General features: G+C 43.9%; 13 protein-coding genes. 5 read left to right on the top strand and 8 right to left on the bottom strand.

Annotated elements, in window-relative coordinates; translation table 11 throughout:
* Positions 1 to 53: 53 nt before the first annotated feature.
* Together hemN and yihI are read right to left on the bottom strand one after the other, a co-directional pair.
* Entirely contained in the window at positions 54 to 1427 is a 1374-nt protein-coding gene (gene hemN / locus M2387_RS23325; protein ID WP_259052981.1) for an oxygen-independent coproporphyrinogen III oxidase, read from the bottom strand.
* Between the two features lie 184 nt (positions 1428 to 1611).
* Positions 1612 to 2121, bottom strand: a complete 510-nt coding sequence (gene yihI, locus M2387_RS23320) for a Der GTPase-activating protein YihI (protein WP_259052979.1) — start codon at positions 2119 to 2121, stop codon at positions 1612 to 1614.
* A gap of 715 nt (positions 2122 to 2836) precedes the next feature.
* Here yihI and yihA point away from each other — a divergent pair.
* A complete protein-coding gene (gene yihA / locus M2387_RS23315; RefSeq protein ID WP_259052977.1) occupies positions 2837 to 3478 on the top strand; it encodes a ribosome biogenesis GTP-binding protein YihA/YsxC in 642 nt (213 codons plus the stop codon).
* Positions 3479 to 3607: 129 nt separating this feature from the next.
* On the opposite strand, the gene spfP is transcribed toward yihA, so the two are convergent.
* Together spfP and polA are read right to left on the bottom strand one after the other, a co-directional pair.
* Positions 3608 to 3655, bottom strand: a complete 48-nt coding sequence (gene spfP / locus M2387_RS26020) for a small protein SpfP (protein ID WP_071892919.1) — start codon at positions 3653 to 3655, stop codon at positions 3608 to 3610.
* A gap of 197 nt (positions 3656 to 3852) precedes the next feature.
* The gene (polA, locus tag M2387_RS23310; protein WP_259052975.1) at positions 3853 to 6639 is read right to left on the bottom strand and encodes a DNA polymerase I; all 2787 of its coding nucleotides are present in this window, start codon (positions 6637 to 6639) and stop codon (positions 3853 to 3855) included.
* A 435-nt stretch (positions 6640 to 7074) separates the two neighbouring features.
* Between polA and M2387_RS23305 the strand changes: the two genes are divergently transcribed.
* Positions 7075 to 7995 carry an acyltransferase gene (locus tag M2387_RS23305; protein WP_259052973.1) on the top strand — a complete coding sequence of 307 codons (921 nt, stop codon included), beginning with the start codon at positions 7075 to 7077 and terminating at the stop codon, positions 7993 to 7995.
* Positions 7996 to 8036: 41 nt separating this feature from the next.
* On the opposite strand, the gene dsbA is transcribed toward M2387_RS23305, so the two are convergent.
* From dsbA to M2387_RS23290, 3 genes are all read right to left on the bottom strand, one after another.
* The gene (gene dsbA / locus M2387_RS23300) at positions 8037 to 8660 is read right to left on the bottom strand and encodes a thiol:disulfide interchange protein DsbA (protein ID WP_259053097.1); all 624 of its coding nucleotides are present in this window, start codon (positions 8658 to 8660) and stop codon (positions 8037 to 8039) included.
* Between the two features lie 32 nt (positions 8661 to 8692).
* Positions 8693 to 9679 (bottom strand): serine/threonine protein kinase, encoded by a 987-nt coding sequence (locus M2387_RS23295; protein ID WP_259052971.1) that lies wholly within the window; start codon positions 9677 to 9679, stop codon positions 8693 to 8695.
* A gap of 75 nt (positions 9680 to 9754) precedes the next feature.
* Positions 9755 to 10024 carry a YihD family protein gene (locus M2387_RS23290; protein WP_259052969.1) on the bottom strand — a complete coding sequence of 90 codons (270 nt, stop codon included), beginning with the start codon at positions 10022 to 10024 and terminating at the stop codon, positions 9755 to 9757.
* 71 nt (positions 10025 to 10095) lie between these two features.
* Between M2387_RS23290 and mobA the strand changes: the two genes are divergently transcribed.
* From mobA to M2387_RS25845, 3 genes are all read left to right on the top strand, one after another.
* Positions 10096 to 10689 (top strand): molybdenum cofactor guanylyltransferase MobA, encoded by a 594-nt coding sequence (mobA, locus tag M2387_RS23285; RefSeq protein ID WP_259052967.1) that lies wholly within the window; start codon positions 10096 to 10098, stop codon positions 10687 to 10689.
* Positions 10686 to 11195, top strand: a complete 510-nt coding sequence (gene mobB / locus M2387_RS23280; protein ID WP_259052966.1) for a molybdopterin-guanine dinucleotide biosynthesis protein MobB — start codon at positions 10686 to 10688, stop codon at positions 11193 to 11195. Before mobA ends, mobB begins: the two co-directional genes overlap by 4 nt.
* 1159 nt (positions 11196 to 12354) lie before the next feature.
* Positions 12355 to 14703 (top strand): autotransporter outer membrane beta-barrel domain-containing protein, encoded by a 2349-nt coding sequence (locus M2387_RS25845; RefSeq protein WP_310572798.1) that lies wholly within the window; start codon positions 12355 to 12357, stop codon positions 14701 to 14703.
* A 339-nt stretch (positions 14704 to 15042) separates the two neighbouring features.
* On the opposite strand, the gene M2387_RS23265 is transcribed toward M2387_RS25845, so the two are convergent.
* The coding region (locus M2387_RS23265) for a hypothetical protein (RefSeq protein WP_259052962.1) at positions 15043 to 15222 on the bottom strand (180 nt) is incomplete at its 5' end.

Genomic DNA, 15222 nt, shown 5'->3' with positions numbered 1-15222 from the left:
ACTGGCCCGTAAAAAACCGATAGCGGGCCGTAACCTGCTATCGGTAACCTTACCTATATTACGCGTGAAAATTGCTGTAAGCGGGCTTTCTGGCGCAAATAGACATCAAAACACATGCAGATGTTCCTGATCAGCAAACGGCCTTTGCCAGTGACCTGAATACCTTGCTCTGTCATCGTGACCAGGCCATCTTTTGCCAGCGGTGCCAGCAGCTGTAAATCCTCGGCAAAGTAGTCTTTCGCTGTGATATCCCAGAGCTGTTCAATATCAGCAAAATTAAGCCGGAAGTTACAGATAAGTGCTTTAATCACGTCCCGACGAATACAGTCATCTCTGGTCAATGTCAGGCCACGCCACAGCGCATTACCCTGTTCATCGACTTGCTGATAGTAGAGTTTTAACTCTTTCTGATTCTGAGCATAGCAGTCGCCAATCATACTGATCGCCGAAACCCCCATCCCCAGCAAGTCGCTATCACCCTGCGTGGTGTAACCCTGGAAATTACGGTGAAGCTGGCCTTCTCGCTGAGCAATCGCCAGTTCATTGTCCGGGCGAGCAAAGTGATCCATACCAATAAACTGATAACCCGCTCCAGTCAGCAAGCCGATCGTTTCTTGCAGAATATCCAGTCGTTGCTGGGCGCTGGGAAGATCGGCCTCTTTAATTTTGCGCTGGGCCGCAAACAGTGTCGGTAAGTGCGCATAATTAAATACGCTCAGACGATGCGGATTTAACTCAACCACTCGCTTAAGCGTAAACGCAAAGCTTTCCGGTGTCTGTTTAGGCAGGCCATAAATAAGATCAATATTGGTCGAGGTAAAACCTAGCTCGCGGGCACGATTCATCAGGGCAAAGATAAATTCTTCATCTTGCTCGCGGTTGACCAGACGCTGTACTTCTTTGTTGAAATCCTGAACGCCCATACTCAGGCGGTTAAAACCTTCCTGACGCAGGTGATCAAGCACATCCAGTTCAATTTCACGGGGATCAACTTCTATCGACATTTCAGCATCATCGTTAAACTGAAAATGCTGACGAAGCAGCCCCACCAGCCGGGTAATTTGCGCTTTGTTGAGGTAGGTTGGTGTTCCGCCACCCCAGTGCATCTGGCTGACATGACGACCAGCAAAGAGCGGCGCACGATGGATAATTTCTTGTTCCAGGGCGTCAAGATACTGATCGGCTTTATGCTGCTGGCGGGTAACAATTTTATTACAGCCGCAGAAATAGCAGAGCTTATGACAAAATGGGATATGGATGTAGAGCGAAAGGGGTCGCTCTGGATAACGGGCTATCGCTTGTTGAAAATCCGACTCACTGAAGTCCGGTGAGAACTCGAGTGCCGTAGGATAAGAGGTATATCGTGGCCCTGAATAATTATATTTTTGGATCAGCGCCAAATCCCAGTCAATTAACTGCTCAGACATAATCACTCCTTCCGATGGTGTCTCCGCCGAAGCGGGAGGAGCGAATGAACTCCTCGCACCCTAACATTGCGCTGCAGTGAGCGTTTCAAACGTGACAACCGCCGTAACCTAATGAATAACCCTGCCAGATAACCTAGCAGGGGAATGATAACGATCAGAACAGCGAATACGACGGGTGTAATCGTTAGTTACCCTTCAACAGACGCATTAAATCGTCGGTTTTTTCTTCTTCTTCATCTTCGTCTTCGTAAGCAATACCCAGTTGCTCCATCAGCGTATCGATTCGGTCCAGAGTCGTATTGACCCAGTCCTGATCTGATTTGCTCAGAGTTTCGCCTTCTTCAAGACGCTCCAGTAACCCATCCAGACGCTCATCGTTCTCCAGTAGCGCCAGTTCTGCTTCCGGTGTTAACGCAGCAGGTTTTTCTGCCTTCACTTTCACAGGGCGGACAACCGGTGCAACCACTTCGCCAAGCTGAATGGGTGTTTTACTGCCAATACGCGGATCTTTATCTTTATTGTTGCTTTGTGGACCTTGTGACAGTCCTTTACCGCTGGTGCGACTGCCGGGCGCATGGCCACTGCGTTTATTCTGACGTTTACGATCGCGTGCTTCGCTGTCTATCTCTTCACGAGACTTACGGCGGGCCTTAACAGGTTTTTTGCCTTGTGGTGCTGAGTTTGGTTGCTTCATAGTAAGTTTTCTTAGGCGTAGGCTATTTTGTTCAGTATATACCCAAAACAATGCAAATTGCCTGTAGGCGCAAAGCTTCGCTCGCCGATGAGCATAGATAAACTCTGTAACTCGACGGATCGACAGCCTGCAACACCCAGGCAACTTGAAGTATAACGGGTATGGAATTGCGCGGAATCTAGCAGAAAGCAAGCAAAGAAAAAAGGCGACAGTATAAGCTGTCGCCTTTTTTCTTTACTCTTGACCCATAAAGGGCCCTACAATCCGTGTTCATTTATGACAAACCCTGTCTAATCCTTTACTAACAACATCAATGTTGTCTTCCATTTCCTTTTAAACTCTCAGAGCCATGCCTCCTGGCCTGTAAGGTTCGCCGTCTCCATGACGCTCCTGAACCGATGCTCTAAGTGATAATCCTTTCTGGCTCTCCCGTGCCAATGAGCAATACTCTACCTTTATTTTGTTTATAAACAACGACCTAAGATAGACATCGGAAATTTCAAATTGTTAAAAATATGTATAACCTTATGAAAATAATAACAAATATTACCTTCCTGTAACTAACGTAACCTCAATCTCCCTCATCATCTATGGCAAATGTCTCACAAACCCAATCCGTTATTGGGAAGTTTTATTGTCTTGATGAGAAACGCCGTGTTTTCTGCTCATTCAGGTATAATCACAGCAATTGCTTATCCTGACAGAGACAACCGTTTTGAAAAATTGGAATTATCAACAGACTAAGTTCGTGCTCAGTGCGCCGGATATTCGCCATCTTCCTTCTGATACGGGTATTGAGGTCGCGTTCGCAGGCCGCTCTAACGCAGGAAAATCCAGTGCACTCAATACGCTGACCAATCAAAAAAGTCTCGCTCGTACCAGTAAAACACCTGGTCGTACCCAGCTGATTAACTTGTTTGAAGTGGCAGAAGGTAAACGTGTGGTCGACTTACCCGGCTACGGCTACGCCGAAGTACCGGAAGAGATGAAACTAAAATGGCAACGTGCCTTGGGTGAATATCTGCAAAAACGTCAGTGCCTGCAAGGCCTGGTGGTACTGATGGATATTCGTCATCCGCTCAAAGATCTCGATCAGCAGATGATTAGTTGGGCAGTGCAAAGTAATCTTTCGGTAATGATACTCCTGACCAAAGCCGACAAACTAGCCTCAGGTGCACGTAAAGCACAGTTGAACAAAGTTCGGGAAGAAGTGCTGGCCTTTAACGGCGATATTCAAGTTGAGGCATTCTCTTCGCTGAAGAAACTGGGGGTCGACATACTGCGTCACAAGCTGGATAGCTGGTATAACGATCTCGAGCCCGTCGTTGAACAGGAAGAAGATAACGACGCTGAATGATTAGATGATGCTCTGATAATGCGATGTTCGTGTGATTAAACGAGCATCGCTGCATGTCGTCTGTTGTAAAAATTTTCTTTGCCGCATAAAAAACGCCCCAGTCATTTCTGACTGGGGCGGCTAAACTATTCAGCCAAATCCGATTACGTGAAGTAAAAGGTCTGAAAGATAGAACATCTTACCTCTGTACCCTACAAAGATAACTCTACTCTTTTTTTTTCACTTGAAAAGCATTTTCTGTAGTTTTTTTTCACTTTTTGCATTTCGTTCTTTAACTGTCATCACAAAATACGATTACTAATGTTGCTTAGTTACAAAAAAAGAGGACGGTAATTTCCACTCAGAGCCTGAAAACAGCCTGATGAGCCAGGCGATTAGTGGGCTTCATCCCAGTTTTTACCGCTTCCGACCTCAACCAACAGAGGCACATCCAGTTTCATACTGCTTTCCATCAGTTCATGAATTTTCAGCGAAGCGCTCGCAATATCATCCTGATGCACTTCAAATACCAGTTCATCGTGAACCTGCATAATCATTTTCACGCGTGGCTTGTCATGCGTGAGCCAGGCATCCACGGCTATCATGGCACGCTTGATAATGTCTGCAGCTGTACCTTGCATTGGCGCATTAATTGCCGCCCGTTCAGCACCAGCACGCCTGAGACCATTGCTGGCATTAATCTCAGGCAAATATAAACGACGTCCATCGAGTGTTTCCACGTAACCTTGCTCTTTGGCCTGGGCACGGGTACGTTCCATATACTCAAGCACGCCCGGATAACGCTCAAAATAGAGATCCATATACTTCTGGGACTCATGGCGCGGAATATTTAGCTGACGAGAAAGACCAAAAGCACTCATCCCATAAATCAGGCCAAAGTTAATCGCCTTCGCACTGCGTCGTTGCTCAGACGTCACACTTTCCAGTGGGACACCAAACACCTCTGATGCGGTCGCCCGGTGAATATCTTTACCCTCGGCAAAAGCACTCAGCAGGCCTTTATCACGCGAGAGATGCGCCATAATACGCAACTCAATCTGTGAGTAGTCCGCGGAGACAATCAGATAATCCTCAGGAGCAATAAATGCCTGCCTGATGCGGCGACCTTCTTCGTTACGCACCGGAATATTTTGCAAGTTCGGCTCGGTCGATGACAATCGCCCGGTTGCAGTAACGGCCTGATGATAAGAAGTATGAACGCGCCCAGTTTTCGGGTTAATCATCAGCGGCAGTTTATCTGTATAAGTCGACTTAAGCTTTGCCAGGCCGCGATATTCGAGAATAACTTTCGGTAATGGATAATCCAGAGCCAGTTCTTCTAATACCTCTTCAGAGGTTGAAGGTGCGCCACCGGGGGTCTTTTTCAGAGGTTTAATACCCTGTTTTTCAAACAAGATAGTCTGTAACTGTTTCGGTGAGGAGAGATTAAATGCTTCCCCCGCTAATTCATGGGCTTTGAGCTCAAGTTCAGCAAGGCGCACCGTCAGCTGTTCAGAATGAGCGTGTAAAATAGCCGGGTCAATCTTCACACCACCACGTTCAATACGTGAGATAACCGGAACCAGAGGCATTTCGATTTCTTTAAAGATAGCCAGAGGTCCGGCTTCTTTCTCAAGCCGTGGCCACATTTTTAAATGCAGCTGTAACGTCACATCGGCATCTTCTGCCGCATAACGTCCCGCTGTTTCAAGATCGATTTGATTGAAGGTGAGCTGCTTTTTACCTTTACCGGCGATCTCTTCAAAAGAGATAGTGGTATGTTTTAGCCAGCGAGCAGCCAGGCTGTCCATATCATGGCGTCCGGATACGCTATCGAGAATATAAGACTCGAGCATGGTATCAAAAGCGATCCCCTTCAGCTCGATATCATAGTTGAGCATGACACCGCGATCGTATTTTAAATTCTGACCTACTTTTAACTTTTGCTCATCTTCCAGCAGCGGTTTTAGCAGTTCAAGTACTCGCTCTCTCGCCAGTTGCGGCGGTACATCCAGATAGTCATGAGCCACCGGGATATAACAAGCCACCCCCGGTTCGGTAGCAAAAGAGAGTCCGACCAGATTTGCGTTGAGATTATCCAGGCTATCGGTTTCGGTATCAAAAGCAAAAAGTGGTGCCTTATTCAGACGATCTACCCACTCCAGCAGAACAGCTTCATCAAGAACGGTAACGTAGTTATCGTAAGAGAGTGCCGCAGTAGCCTCTTCTTCAGGCTCTTCATGCTTAACGGCATTGACTGTTACAGGCGTCGGTTTAGATCCTTTCGCCAGTAACCATTTCCCGGCTTCAACATCGGTTATCCAGCGTTTAAATTCATATTGCGTGAATAGCTCATGAAGACGCTCCGCCGCCGGTGGCTGGATACTCAGCTGTTCGCACGAGAGATCCAGCGCGACATCGGTCTTAATAGTCGCCAGCTTATAAGAGAGATAAGCCATTTCTTTATTCTGCTCAAGTTTTCCGGCCATCGTCTTGGCACCACGGAATGAGAGTTCAGCAATTTTTTCCGGACTGGCATAGAGTGTATCAAGCCCCCCAAGACCCTGTAACAAAGCCTGAGCGGTTTTCTCACCGACGCCGGGCACACCTGGGATGTTATCGGATGAGTCCCCCATCAGCGCGAGGAAGTCGATAATCAACTCTGGTGGAACACCGTATTTTGTCAGAACCTCTTCTGGTCCTAATACCGTATTGGTCATGGTATTAATCAGTGTAATCGAAGGCGTCACTAACTGAGCCATATCCTTGTCGCCTGTGCTGATAAGCACTGAGCGACCTGCACGTTCAGCTTCCTGCGCCAGGGTACCAATCACATCATCAGCTTCAACACCGGAAACGGCTAATAGTGGCAGTCCCATTGCTTTGACCATTTCATGAAGCGGTTCAATTTGTGCTCGCAGATCATCCGGCATAGGTGGGCGGTGAGATTTATAATCCTCAAATAGCTCATCACGAAACGTTTTACCCTTGGCATCAAATACCACCGCGGCATGCGTCGGCTGATACTGCATAATGAGACTACGCAGCATATTCAAGACACCATACATGGCACCAGTGGGTTCCCCACGACTATTCGTCAGCGGTGGAAAAGCATGATATGCCCGATAGAGATATGAAGAGCCATCAACGAGAATTAGCGGGTTATCCGCGATCTGAGCCATAATGTTTCGTTCCATGCCTGATGATTAGTCTATGACTAAAGGATGCCATAGCCTGAGCCAAAAGATGAAATTTTGCCGCAAAGATCCTAAAAAGAATTCCTCACAAACGCTCTGTGAATCGGATCTTCCTGTGGATAACTTTGTGCATAGTTTTGCATCTAATTTATTACATTATATCGATTTATGTTGATAAGCATTAAAAACACTTTAAATTCATAACCTTATAACAAAAACAATCTGATTAATGAGATAGATCAATTAATAAATCAATGTGGATATAAAAGTTTATCTGTGGCTTTCACCTCAGAAACATTTTCTTCTCTAAGCGATAAAGCAAAAATCATTTTTGTCTCAATAAACCCGCGTTATTCATTTTCTGTTAAAATCCGACGGCCCTCTTTACCCATACCTTGCTTATTTTTGAAAAAGTCATTTATGCCGAGACAGCTCTCACCATTTGTACTGATATTAAGTGTTGTTTTAACCATTCTGGTCACAATCGCTTGCTCTGTACCTATAATTATTATCGGGGTAATCAAGTTGCTCCTTCCTGTTCCCTCAGTTTCACGCGCAATGTCTTCTATTGCAGAATGGATGATGTATTGCTGGTGTGAGGGGCTGGCATTATTAATTCGACTGAACCCCCATCTGGTATGGGATATTCAAGGGCTGGAGGGGCTGAGTAAAAAAAACTGGTATTTATTGATCTGCAATCATCAAAGCTGGGCGGATATTGTCATCTTGTGTGTATTGTTCCGCAAACATATCCCAATGAATAAATATTTTCTTAAACAACAGTTAGCCTGGATCCCTTTCCTCGGGCTCGCCTGTTGGGCATTGGGTATGCCTTTTATGAAACGTTATTCACGTGGCTATTTATTGCGCCATCCTGAACGCCGTGGCCAGGATATCGATACTACGCGCCGTTCTTGTCTGAAGTTCCGTAACCATCCAACCACGATTGTTAATTTTGTTGAAGGCTCTCGTTTTACTAGTGAAAAAGGTCGTCAGGTGCGCTCACCTTTCAAGCACTTATTAATTCCGAAAGCTGCGGGTATTGCAATGGCATTAGGTGTTCTGGGTAAACAGTTTAATAAATTACTTAATGTCACACTGTGCTATCCGGAAAATATTAAGTCCCCATTCTACGATATGCTAAGTGGGAGAATGACCCGCATAACTGTACGTATTTCTCTGCTGCCTGTTACAGAGGATTTACACGGCGATTATCTCAACGATAAAAATTTCAAACGTCGTTTTCAGTTATGGCTAAATTCAGTATGGGATGAAAAAGACCGCCAGCTTGAAGCATTGTATCAACAGGATAAAAGAACCTCAGAAAACAAAAAAGCCTGAGTATCTATAATACTCAGGCCTGATACAGAGATGCTGTCAGGTTATTTTTTTTCAACCAAGTGTTTTACAGTATTAGCATATTCCTGGACAAAAACATCCAGATCGCTGGTATCCATACCTTGTGAGTTCAGCATATATTTACCATCAACATACATTGCCGGCACGCCACGCAGCTGGAAGTCTGCCGCAGCTTTTTCTTGCTGAGCAACCAGAGATTTTACAACAAAGCTATTCAAGGCTGCATCATACTCTTCAGCCGGTACACCCGCATCGATAAAGACTTTGCGGATGTCTGCTTCATTCTGCACTGTCTGAGTTTTTTGTATTGCTTCAAACATTGGAACAGTCACTTTATCTTCAACACCCAGAGCCATAGCAATCGCCCATGCTTGAGTCACTTGCTTGCCCAAAGGCCCAAGGAATTCAACATGGTATTTTACTAATTTAGTCCCTTCTGGCAGTTTTTTCTTCACGTTATCAGAAACGTGCAATACATCTTCAAACTGATAGCAGTGCGGGCAGTAGAAGGAGAAGAACTCCAGTACCTGTGGCGCACCTGCGACCGGCTTATCCAGCGTAATATACTGTTTACCATCAGTAAAATCAGCAGCAGATGCGCTAAATGCCAGGACCATTCCTGCCAGCGCAAGCCAAATCTTCTTCATCATCAAATCTCTCCTGAATTTTGTATTCAAAGTTAATACATAGGTGCCAATTGTAATGGAGGTTCACGAAGAACCCGAACTTGCTCGGTAAATATTGCTGTTTGCCTTAACCAAAAATCCTCTTCCAGTAACCATGGGAAGTTTCTTGGGAAGGCCGGATCATCCCAGCGCCGCATCAGCCACGCCAGATAATGCACAATACGCATTCCACGCAAAGGTTCGATCAGTGCGATTTCACGAGTATCAAAGGTGGAAAATTCTTCATAAGCTTCAATAATGGTTTCAAGCTGCATACGCTGTTCTGCTTTATCGCCATTAAGTAGCATCCAGATATCCTGAACTGCCGGGCCATTACGCGCATCATCAAGATCAACAAATAACGGCCCGTCGCGCCAGAGAATATTCCCCGGATGGCAGTCACCATGCAAACGTAATAATTCCACATCACCAGACCAGTGCTGCGACACTTCATTAATCAGTGCGTCAGTTGCTGCCAGAAAGTCAAGTTTAAGAGACTTCGGGATCATTGCACTATCTTCAAACAGTGCCCGGGGTTGCCACAGATACTCATCCAGCCCAATAGTTGGCCTGGCTTGAAACAGCGAGCGGCGACCTATCTGATGGATACGCCCCAAGTACCGACCAACCCACTCCATTTGGTCGATGTTATCAGTTTCATACTGACGTCCTCCCAGACTTGGGAACACCGCAAACATAAACCCCTGATAATGGAGTAGCGTCTTGCCATCAAAACTCAACGGCGCGGCTAAGGGCACTTCTTCTTCATATAGCGCTTGAGCAAAGCGGTGTTCTTCTTCTATCTGTTCCGCTGACCAGCGACATGGGCGATAAAACTTCACCACATAACGCATGCGGTCTTCGTCCTGGAATTGATAAACCCGATTCTCAAAACTGTTTAATGGCGTCAGCCCCGAATCCACACGGATGCCCTGCTCAAAGAGGGCATTCATAATGGTATCGGGGTGCAAGGTCTGGAAATTAAAAGCGCTGTCTTTCATCCGGTAACCGACTATCAATACTAATGGTTCAGAATAACACTCTAAATCAGCTTAATATTACCGGCTTACAAGGTTTTACTCTTTAATAACACCCCGGGCGCGTAATAACGCAGTTTTAAAGTCGTCTTCGTAATCTTTTTGAATACCAGGTATTACGGCATCTTTAGCTGAGTCTCGCATTTTTAGGTGATAAATCAAGATGTCATCAGTGAGAGAGGCAAGATCTCCACTATAACCTGACTCCTGAGCTAGTTTCTGTAAGAATTGTATCAGATTAAGATCAGGCTCTTTGCTCCATGCTGGTTGCAGGAGTTCGAGCAGTTCATTAAGACGTTTACATTTCATTTTGTATTCCTGTCACAAGAGAGATACCACAAGGTATCAGGCTTAATTCCACATTAAAAGAGGTGGTACTGGTGCAACGACTGGTAAAAATAACGGGTGTAGTGCTGGCTGGCGGCCAGGGCAGCCGTATGGGAGGAAAAGATAAAGGTCTGGTATTACTTAATGGTATAGCACTCTTCCGTTATGTGCTGGAAACATTACGCCCTCAGGTCAATCAACTGGTTATCAGCGCTAATAGACATATCGATATCTATCAGCAAGCAGGTGTCCCTGTTATAGCTGACTCATTACCTGACTATCCAGGGCCTCTTGCCGGTATGTTAGCGGTAATGGAGACAATAGAAAGTGAATGGTTCCTGTTTTCGCCTTGTGATACACCCAATATTCCTTCTGACCTTGCCTATTCTCTCTGGGATGGTCTGGGAGATCCTGCCATCTCTGCGGTATGGGTTAATGACGGTGAGCGAGATCATCCCGGAATAGCGCTAATTCATCATTCTGCAAAAGTGGCGCTAAGGGCTTATTTATCAGCAGGTGAAAGACGTGTGATGCAGTTTTTACGGAGTATCGGTGGACGAGCGGTGGTCTTTGATAGCTCGCTGACTGACTTTGCGAATATCAATACATTGGATGAGTTATCCAACTGGCAGGAGTCTGAAAAATGATACCTTTACTGGCAATTTCTGCCTGGAGCGGGACCGGAAAAACGACCCTTCTGAAACAATTGATCCCACTATTACGAGCCAGAAATATCCGCCCGGGCCTGATTAAACATACTCATCATAATATGGATGTTGATACTCCAGGAAAAGACAGTTACGAGCTGCGTAAAGCCGGAGCAGAACAGACCATTGTAGCCAGCCAGCAACGCTGGGCACTGATGACGGAAACACCTGAATTACCGCCGCTGTCCTTATCCTATTTGGTCTCAAGGATGGATCACTCCACTCTGGATCTGGTTTTAGTTGAAGGATTTAAGCATGAAGAGATCGCGAAAATTTTGCTTTATCGACAGGATGCAGGGCATGCATACAACGAACTGACTCTCGATCCTTATGTAATTGCTCTGGCAAGTGATATTACTCTTGATGTACCCGTCCCTGTACTCCCTCTGAATGAACCACCGAAAATTGCCGATTTTATCTGCCAGTGGTTAAGTAGAACGACATAGATTTTTTGATTCAAAGGGAGTATTCCTGAAGTTTTAATAAATAATTGTGAATAATAGACATTACAGGAAAGTCATTAAATATATGATTATCGCTAATAATACCTAAAACTGAGCCTTAGAAACGATGAAGGGAAAAGATGATGAACCCTGTGTATAGAATTCTGTGTAAATGATTTTTCTTAAAAGTGACCGCCCAGGCGGTCACCGAACTCGATAATAAAGCAACTCATTACCATATTTTGGAAGAGTGTATCCAGAGCCTGCAATGCTGCATCTTCTATCGAAGTCTGAGAGATGACCTTCAGGATACTTCGTTAACCATCCTGACATAGAGGACAGAGTTCTGAATTAGAGTGATAGTTTTAAATTTTGTACAAATTTCACTTCAAAACAAATGTATTAATTTGTTCTAACTTGTATCGATTCAAATTTAAATAACTCAAACAAAAAAAAGAGCAAACCTTGTTATAATTTCATCGAGACACGAATAAGCCTCCAGGATATTTTTTATTTAATAAATTCAATGAATTATATTGATTTTCATTCACCAGTAAAACCCACCAGGATAAAATATATTGAAACCAATGAAATAATTAGAAATAAATATAATTTACCTATCGAGTGCTAAAGATGAAAATATGTGGATAATCATCAGACAAAAAATATAATAAAACATTGTTCTCAGGACATTTAATGACAGTTGGTACATATCACAAGCCATAAAATATATGCATGCCCTATTACATACAATATATTACATCTTGATAAGGCATATATTCTCACCTTAGCTCGGTTTAAATAAAGACCCAGAACAAATAAAAAACAACTCATTTGTTGATTTTGTTTTATTGGTGTTGATTATATAACCCTTATACTGTACGCCTGCAACGATGAAATTTATTCAACACTGAAAACATACCCCTTTCTAACAGGAATAGTCAGGATATCAACATAAGATTATTAAATCCAACCCAATTTATAAGCACAATGGAGGTGCTTTTTATGCAATCAGGATAATAAGGCATTTTAACGATATGATCTCAGTGGATAGCTTAAACCTTCTTAGCTAAATTAAGTAGCCATCATAATCACCACTGTTTTCTTCATTGTAAGTTATATTAATTAAAATCCATCTAAATAATATAGTGGAAACTAGTCTATGAATTTAAGAAAACTTTTAAAAAAAAACAAGTTATCTACTTCATTACTGTCACTCTTAGTTTTGATAGTCATGAATACACACGCTCAGCCGAAAAACCATTATTACAATACGACCAAAACAGGCAGTTATATATTACCAAATAGTAATACTACTTCCAGTAATGGTAATATTTCAGCTGATGGCTGGAGAAGGAGTAGTGAAAGTGGTGACGATAGTGATACATCACCGTTTAATATTAATCCGAGTAATCAGCTGGACTCAGCTATACCGATTCATCAACGCCGCAAGAATCTGGTGGCTTTTTTAAATGAAAGGTATGATTCTCAAGAGTCTTTTCCTGGTTCACATCATACCAACCACAAGTTGAGTAGTACTGCGGAACGTCATACCTCTGGTGAAAAGTCTAATTTAAAGGGTGCTCCGGGCAATCCGCCGAAGTCATTGGATAGTTTTGGTGAGAATAGTGCATTTCTTGTTGATTTAATGAAAGGCAATAAATCAGGTAGTACTCCTAAACGCCCAAGCAGTTCTGATGAAAAATCCGATTTAAATGACTCTTTACGCAATAATCCAGCTCACTCTGCTTCCTTTAAGAATGCACGTGATGTTTTTTCTAAGAAGTTAAATTCAAAATCTGTGTTATTTCTACCGCGCCAACTACCTGCACCATCAGCACCGCCTGTGCTGCCTCTACCACTTACATCACTTGCACCACCGCCACCACCTATGCCATCAGCACCACCTGTGCTGCCTCTACCACTTACATCACTTGCACCACCTCCACCACCTATGCCATCAGCACCACCTGTGCAGCCTCTACCACTTACATCACTTGCGCCACCTCCACCGCCTATGCCATCAGCACCACCTGCGCCGGGTACTGAACTTGATTTAAAGAATATATACCAAGAGTTAAGCTGTACTGCTAAAAACCCTGTCAGTTTTGATGAAAGTTCAAACTCCACAAACAATCAGAGTAATACTACTGAAAATGCTGAATATCACGGTACAAATAATCGAGGTAAAGCAGGTGTAACTGAAAATCACATTGGCAATAATGGTATTATCAATTTCAGTCCCACTGTAGTGAACCATAACATCACATTAAATAAATTAATTATTAATGGTAATAGTTATGGATCAACAAATGTGTCTGTAAATAATATCGGTGGCAGAAATAATGCTTATCTTAATGGCCTTGAACTTATTCGTGTTGATGGTCTTTCTGAAGGGGTTTTTAATCAATCAGGGCGTATCGTAGCCGGTGCTTATGATTATTCCTTGGTTCGTGGGCATGGAAATAACAGAGGAAGCTGGTATTTGACTAATCAACAGCGTCCTATAATCAACTCGAATAGCCGTATTGAACGCCCAGAAGCTGCAAGTTATATTGCAAATTTAAGTGCGTCAAATACCTTATTTAATACGACCTTGAGTGATCGTTCAGGTGAAACACAGTTTACTGATATACGAACAGGTGAAAACAAAATCACGAGCTTATGGCTACGCCAAGTCGGTAATCATAACAACTGGTTGGATAGTAATAATCAGCTAAAAACCCAGAGTAAAAGCTATGTTACCCAGCTAGGTGGAGATGTTATGAAATGGAGTGGTAATGGCCATAGACGAGGACGCCTGGGTCTGATGGCGGGTTATGGAATTAATAGCAGTAATAGTATCTCTTCAATCACAAATTACCATTCAAAAGGATCCGTTAAAGGCTACAGCGTCGGCTCTTACGCTACTTGGTTCACCAATAATACAGATAAATCAGGTCTGTATGTTGACAGTTGGATACAGTATAACTGGCTGAATAACTATGTGCAGGGACAGGGACTTCCAAAAGAAAATTACAAGTCAAAGGGTATAACTGCAGCAATTGAAGCAGGTTATACCATCAAAGTAGGTGAGTTCACTAAAAACCAAGGAATGGTTGAGAAGTGGTTTATTCAGCCACAGGCTCAGATAACCAAGATGGGCGTAAAAGCTAAAAAACACAAAGAAGCAAACGGTACTCACGTAATCACTGGTGGGGAAGGTAATATTCAGACCCGCCTGGGGATTAGAACATATCTGAAAGGTCAGCATGCTATGGATAAGGGTAAAAACCGAGAGTTTGAGCCCTTTATTGAAGCAAACTGGCTGCATAATACCCGTAATTTTAACACTACCCTGGATGGCGATCGTATCTCGCAGGCTGGTGCGCGTAATATAGGGGAAGTCAAAATCGGTGTCGCTGGTAAGATTAATTCGAAAGTAAATATTTGGGGAAATATAGGAACTCAGGTAGCTGATAAAGGCTATAGCAATACCAGTGTAACGGTAGGCGTTAGATATAATTTTTAGCATCATACCTTTTAATAAACTTCACGATATTCATAAGTCACACTCAGACCACTCGAAAGAGGGTGGTGTGCAACTAAAGAATTCACGTTGTTTATAAGTATAAAGCAAGGTGCATCAATGAATATATACCCTGAATAATTTGGTTTATTCCAGGCACAAAGCTCAGAGAGTCGATGAGCGTAGATATACTATGTGATTCGACTGTCTGAGCATATACAACGCCCAAGCATCCTGCGGACTGCGATTCAGAGGACATTTTTCTGGAATTCTACGGCGGGTTACCCTAAATAATTCGCGCCACAGGAAGGCGGCAAGTTCATGAATCCCCGGGAACGGAGATTACTCTGTGACCGGGGTGAACGAGCGCAGCCAACGCGCCTGTGGTGTGAAGTATGACGGGTAACGCAAAAAACCCCAGTCGTTAGACTGGGGTTCTTGCTTATTTGATGCCTGGCAGTTCCCTACTCTCGCATGGGGAGACCCCACACTACCATCGGCGCTACGGCGTTTCACTTCTGA

It is taken from the genome of Klebsiella sp. BIGb0407, assembly GCF_024807845.1.
Classification (GTDB): Bacteria; Pseudomonadota; Gammaproteobacteria; order Enterobacterales; family Enterobacteriaceae; genus JGM124.
The sequence above is the reverse complement of the archived record's forward strand: the minus strand, read 5'-3'. Positions and strand labels throughout refer to the sequence as shown.